The organism is Candidatus Palibaumannia cicadellinicola (assembly GCF_001269425.1).
GTDB classification, from domain to species: Bacteria; Pseudomonadota; Gammaproteobacteria; order Enterobacterales; family Enterobacteriaceae; genus Baumannia; species Baumannia cicadellinicola_A.
Genome location: NZ_CP011787.1, coordinates 625,946 through 632,672 on the forward strand (window position 1 = coordinate 625,946; position 6,727 = coordinate 632,672).

The 6,727-nt window shown below is 30.9% G+C and carries 4 protein-coding genes; 2 read left to right on the forward strand and 2 right to left on the reverse strand.

The window, feature by feature from the left end; translation table 11 throughout:
- Window positions 1–375: 375 nt before the first annotated feature.
- A complete protein-coding gene (gene ubiH / locus AB162_RS02870; protein ID WP_053097343.1) occupies window positions 376–1,548 on the forward strand; it encodes a 2-octaprenyl-6-methoxyphenyl hydroxylase in 1,173 nt (390 codons plus the stop codon).
- A 29-nt stretch (window positions 1,549–1,577) separates the two neighbouring features.
- A complete protein-coding gene (locus tag AB162_RS02875) occupies window positions 1,578–2,789 on the forward strand; it encodes an FAD-dependent monooxygenase (protein WP_156214001.1) in 1,212 nt (403 codons plus the stop codon).
- Window positions 2,790–3,431: 642 nt separating this feature from the next.
- Here the strand turns inward: AB162_RS02875 and guaA are convergent.
- Complete coding sequence (gene guaA / locus AB162_RS02880) at window positions 3,432–5,015, reverse strand: glutamine-hydrolyzing GMP synthase (protein ID WP_053097347.1); 1,584 nt, start codon at window positions 5,013–5,015, stop codon at window positions 3,432–3,434.
- 27 nt (window positions 5,016–5,042) lie between these two features.
- Entirely contained in the window at window positions 5,043–6,500 is a 1,458-nt protein-coding gene (gene guaB, locus AB162_RS02885; RefSeq protein ID WP_053097348.1) for an IMP dehydrogenase, read from the reverse strand.
- Window positions 6,501–6,727 lie beyond the last annotated feature (227 nt).

Below are 6,727 nucleotides of genomic sequence, written 5' to 3' on the forward strand. Positions count from 1 at the left end.
ATAATTAAATGATTAGTTTTTTTTTCTTGTATTAGTTTATTCATAATATGAAGTGCCACACTAAAAATTAGTTTTTATATATTTGTGACTTTAATTTTAATTGTGATATTTTATAATTGCTTATTTATATATTTTACTGCTTGCATTAACGATTCCTGTTGTTAGACAATAAAATTAAATTAAAATTATTAATTTTAATTTATACTGGTTGTGCGGACATGTTAGTTTTTTGTATTTTTCCCACGTTAACTATAATCATGGTAACATATGCATATTAAAATAACCCATATAATGGAGCTAATTTAAGAAAAATATTATCAAGCTTTAATTTAAAAAAATTTATTTTACTACTACTTGTTGATAATGTTTATAATTATGACAGTCACTATTATAGGTTGTGGGTTGACTGGTGCTACGCTAGCACTAGCTCTTTCGAAATTAACTAAAGGAAATATTACTATTAATGTAATAGAAGCAGTCATGCCTGCTCTAGATAGTAGTTTTAGTAGTAGTTTGAGTGATCGCTATATCGCTATTACATATAGTACGTGTTGTGAATTAAAATCTATTGGAATTTGGTCAGTATTAGCATCATATGCTACTGCTATTACCTACGTAGAAGTCAGTAATAGTGGTACTTGTAGTAAAGTAGGTATTAATGCAGCCGACTACTATTTACCAGTACTAGGTTATGTTATTAATATTAATCATGCTAAAAAAAAATTATTTAATTTACTACAATTATCCACTGGGGTCAAAATATATTGTCCAGCTGTATTAAAGAATATTAATCGTAATAATCAGAATACTATTCTGACACTTGATAATGGTCAGCAATTAATTTCCCAACTTATGGTTGCAGCTGATGGTACTTTATCTAAATTAGCTGTGATGAGTGGTATTCGTTGGAATACTATCAATTATAAGCAGATTGCTGTTATAGCAGATGTAAGTACATCTTTACACCATAGAGGCTATGCATTCGAAATGTTTTCTATAAACAATGGTTCGTTAGCACTATTACCAATACAAGGAGGTAATAGCTCTTTAATATGGTGTCTTCCTGATAAATTTAAAACAGAAATATATAGTTGGAATAATATAAAATTTTGTCAGGTATTACAAAAAAAATTTGGGTGGCGTTTAGGAAAGATTAATGATGTTAGAGCGAGACAATATTATAATCTAAAGTTATGTTATGCTGAACGTCATATTACTCATCGTGTAGCACTAATAGGAAATGCAGCACAAACCTTACATCCTATTCTAGGTCAAGGTTTTAACCTTGGTCTTAGAGATGTAATAACACTAGCAGAAATTTTAAATAATGCATTAGTACAAGGCGATGATATAGGAAGTTATGCTGTATTAGTACGTTATCAGCAACGCCGTCTGCTAGATCAAAAAAAAATTATTTGTATAACAGATGGATTAGTTAAATTATTGACTAATAAAAATAATATTATCAGATTAGGACTTAACTTAGGGCTATTTGCTTTTGCTAATATCCCATGTTTACGTAATATATTAGTAAGACAAATATTATAATAATAGTTAATATAAAATAATTTATGCAAATACACAAATTTGATCTAGTAATAAATGGTGGTGGTATAGTTGGTCTTGCATTAGCTTGCGGAGCAATAAAAAATAATTTAAGAACATTAGTTATTGAGCAGAAAGAATTTTTTACATCATTACATAGTAGTAAGATTAGAGTATCAGCTATTAATACAGCTAGTAGCCTATTACTAAAGTATTTGCAAGTATGGAATGACCTTTTATCTAAAGGTGCTAATCCTTATCACCAAATAGAAGTTTGGGATAAAGATAGTTTTGGAAAAATTACCTTTGATTGCGGTAATGTAGGTTATCAACAGTTAGGTTATATTATCGAAAATAATGTAATTAAGCAAGCAATGTTAGATAACATTAGCAAAATGAATCATTGCAAATTATTAACTTCAGCTTCATTACGTGATATAGTCTGGGGTAACAAAGAAGTATTAATGACTCTAGATAATGATCAAAAAATTACTTCTAAATTAGTAGTAGCAGCTGATGGTGCTAATTCTTGGCTACGAAATTACGCAGATATTCCACTTACATTTTGGGATCAAAAACATTCTGCATTATTAGCTACTATTAGTACAGAACTACCGCATGAAGGTATTGCGCGACAAATATTTCATGGTAATGGTGTTCTAGCATTACTACCTTTAGTAGATAAACATCTAAATGCTATTGTTTGGTCTATGAATTCAGATTTAGCACAACAGCTGTTAGTAACCTCTGAAGTAAATTTTAATGCAATATTAGCTAAATCTTATGACTTAGCTTTAGGTTTATGTACCCTTAAGGATGAACGTAATATTGTACCTATTAGGGCAAGTTATGCACGTAATTTTGTTGCTAATAGATTAGTACTAATTGGTGATGCAGCTCATACGATGCATCCACTAGCAGGGCAGGGAGTTAATCTAGGATTAATGGATACAGCTGAATTATTAAGCCAAATTAATCAGTTGAATAAAGTTGGTAAAGATATTGGTAGCTACTTGTCTTTGCGACGTTACGAACGTAATCGTAAGTATAAAGTTGCGCAGATGCTAACTGGCATACAAGTTGTGAGGGGGTTATTTGATGGAAATAATCCATTTAAAAAATTATTACGTGGTATTGGTTTACAACTAGTGGATACTAGTCCTAGTATTAAGCAGTTATTTATTAATAAGGCTATGGGTTTAAATGATATGCCTTCTTGGCTATTATTTAATGATGTTAGTTAACTATTGATAGCTAAAACTAAGGTAAATAAATGTACCAAAATTTCTATAATATGCTTAGTACATACACGTGTACTAGTAAAAAGTAAAAAATGTTGAACAAATAAATAATAACATTATTAGTCCATTAAGTGTCTACATTTTCTGAGTACAGAACGAACTGCAACCTAACTGTAGTAATTTTCGACCCTTATAAAATATTTTATTATGTTCATTTTTAGCTATTGAAAAACCTAATAATACCGCTGCTTCAGGTATATTAAATGTAATAATAGAAACTAATTGTAATAGTTAGTTTGTTATGCTAAAGATTTAATTATCATATAATAATTTTGTAAAGTTTTTAGATACAATCAAATAATATAAAACTATAAATAGAATTTTATTTCTAGTAGCAACTACACTAATTATATATTTTTGCGCATAGTAAACCAATTATTAATCTATCAATATGTACATCACTCAGTACTGATTGTAGTTGTGTATCTACACAATTAGCACTAATTTTGTGCAGTACCCAGCAATTATTTTTTGCTACTCAGCATGTACTTAATGATTTTATATAATTACCTAAAGCTGAAAATCTAAAATTTTTATAATACTTATTAAGTACACATATTAAAGTTACTTAATCAAGTTAGTTAATTATTCCCATTCAATAGTTGCAGGTGGTTTTCCAGAAATATCATATACTACACGAGAAATACCATATATTTCATTGATAATTCTATTAGAAATTTTTTCTAGTAATTCATAAGGGATATTTGCCCATTTTGCAGTCATAAAATCAATAGTTTCTACTGCACGTAATGCAATTACTCTTTCATATTTACGGTTATCACCCATAATTCCCACTGAGTATATCGGTAAAAGAACAGCAAAAGCTTGGCTTAACTTATTGTATAAATTAGCTTCATGAAGTTCTTCGATAAAAATATAATCTGCTTTACGTAATAAATCACAATATTCTTTTTTTACTTCTCCTAATACTCTAATTCCTAGTCCTGGTCCTGGAAAAGGATGACGATACAGCATATTATACGGTAACCCTAGTTCTATACCTATTTTACGCACCTCATCTTTAAATAGTTCTTTTATAGGTTCTATGAGTTTCAGTTTTAGTTTGTTTGGTAATCCACCAACATTGTGATGTGATTTAATTACATTAGTTTTACTTATACTTACTGTTGAAACTGAAGATTCGATAATATCAGGGTATATAGTACCTTGTGCTAACCATTTTACCGGTTTTTTTAAACTTAGTGCTTGTTCTTCGAAAATTTCAATAAAAACTCTTCCTATAGTTTTTCTTTTTATTTCTGGATCAAAAATTCCATGTAACTCTCTTAAAAAACGATTTTCTGACTTAATAGATATTATCTTTAGACCAAAATTTTTACTAAAAATTTCTAATACTTGATTTGCCTCATTAAGGCGTAGCAAACCATTATCAATAAAAATACATGTAAGATTATCGCCTATTGCCTTATGTAACAATATAGCGGTAACGGTAGAATCTACCCCACCAGATAGTCCCAAAATAACTTTTTCGTTACCTACTTTTTCTCTTATATAATTTATAGCATCAATTGTAATCTGCTTGGGTGTCCACAATGCTTTACAGTTGCAGATATCCAGTACAAAATTTTTAATAATTTGTTGTCCCTGACTGGTATGAGTAACTTCAGGATGAAATTGAACCCCGTAAATAAGTTTGTCTTCGTTAGCAATAATAGCAAATGGACAATTTTTAGTGCTAGCAATAGAAAAAAAATTTTTGGGAATAGAAGTAATATGATCAGTATGACTCATCCATACATCTAATAATAATTGACCATATTCATTTGTATAATATTTCATATTACGTACTAGTGGACTATCTTTAATTACTACTAACTTAGTAGAGCCAAATTCTCTATTTGTAATTGTTTTTTTTACCTGTCCACCGAGCTGCACAGTTATAGTTTGCATCCCATAGCAAATTCCTAATATTGGTATACCAGCCTTAAATACATACTCGGAAATACGTGGGCTATTATTATTTGTAGTACTTTCTGGCCCCCCAGACAGAATAATACCAGATGGAGAAAATTCACGTATTTGCGCTTCAGTTATATCCCAAGATCTTATTTCAGAATATACTCCTAATTCACGTATTCTGCGAACTAATAACTGAGAATATTGCGACCCAAAATTTATAATTAAAATGCGAGATGCATGATTATTCATGGTTAATTTTTTTGTTAGAAATCAATTTTATAACATACGATAGTTAGGTGGTTCTTTAGTTATATCTACATCGTGAACATGGCTTTCTTTAATTCCAGCACCACTTATACGGACAAATTCTGCTTTTGTGCGTAATTCTTCGATAGAAGCACAACCAGTTAGTCCCATACAGGAACGTAATCCTCCCATGTGTTGATGCACTACTTCCGTTAAGCTTCCTTTGTATGCTACACGTCCTTCGATACCTTCAGGTACTAACTTATCGGTAGCATGATTAGTTTGGAAGTAGCGATAAGATGAACCTTGAGACATAGCTCCTACTGAACCCATACCCCTGTAAGTTTTGTATGATCGTCCTTGGTATAGTTCAATATCCCCCGGTGACTCTTCTGTCCCAGCAAATAATGAGCCAACCATAACGCAATTAGCACCAGCAGCAATCGCTTTAGCAATATCACCTGAGAAACGAATCCCCCCATCAGAAATTACTGGAATATTACTACCTTCTAGTGCTTCTACCACTTCAGCAATAGCAGTAATTTGTGGTACTCCTACCCCAGTAATGATACGTGTCGTGCATATAGAGCCAGGACCAATACCAACTTTTACTGCGTTAACTCCTGCTTCTATTAGTGCAAGTGCACCAGCACCAGTTGCAATATTTCCACCAATAATTTCTAGTTCTGGATATTTTTTACGTATTTGACGTATACATTGTAGTACTCCTTCTGAGTGACCATGTGAAGAATCAATTAGTAGAATATCAAGTCCTACAGCAATTAAAGATTCTACTCTTTTGTAATCACCAGCACCAACTGCTGCACCAACATATAAACGACCCTCTTGATCTTTACAAGCATTAGGTTTTTTTTCTGCTTTATGAAAATCTTTTACTGTAATCATGCCTATAAGATTAAATTTGTTATCAACAACTAGCGCTTTTTCAACACGTTTTTCATGCATTTTCATTAAAACTACTTCGCGTAATTCTCCTTCTTTTACTGTAACTAATCTATCTTTAGGAGTCATAAAAGTAGCTACTGGTAAAGTGAGATCAGAGACACAACGAACGTCACGATCTGTAATAATACCAACTAATTCTTTAGCATCAGTAACAACTGGATAACCAGCAAAACCATTACGAGCAGTCAGTACTTTTAATTCTAATATTGTAGTATAAGGAGTTACACATTTTGGGTGAATTAAAACACCACTTTCATGACGTTTGACACGTTTTACTTCATCTGATTGACATTCGATAGACATATTTTTATGAATAAAACCAATGCCACCTTCTTGTGCTAAAGCAATAGCTAATCTTGATTCTGTAACTGTATCCATTGCAGCTGCAAGCATAGGAATATTTATAAAAATTTTTTTAGTTACTTGCGTAACTAAATTTACTTTTTTAGGTAGTACCTTAGAATATGCAGGAAGTAGCATAACATCGTCGAAAGTAAGTGCTTTTTTAGCAATACGTAGCATAGCAAACTCTCACTAGAGTATAGGTGAAATGATCATATATTGCCATGACATTATACAGAATGGAGTCTATTGTCTCCAGCACTGTTTAATAAATTATGTTATATTTTTATACTAAAACTAGTAATTATTGTTAGTGTATTAATATTTTTAAAAAAATTATTTTTTTACACAACTCAACTAGTTATTTAGTCATTAACTAATTTATAAAAAACTTTTCAGGTTATAAT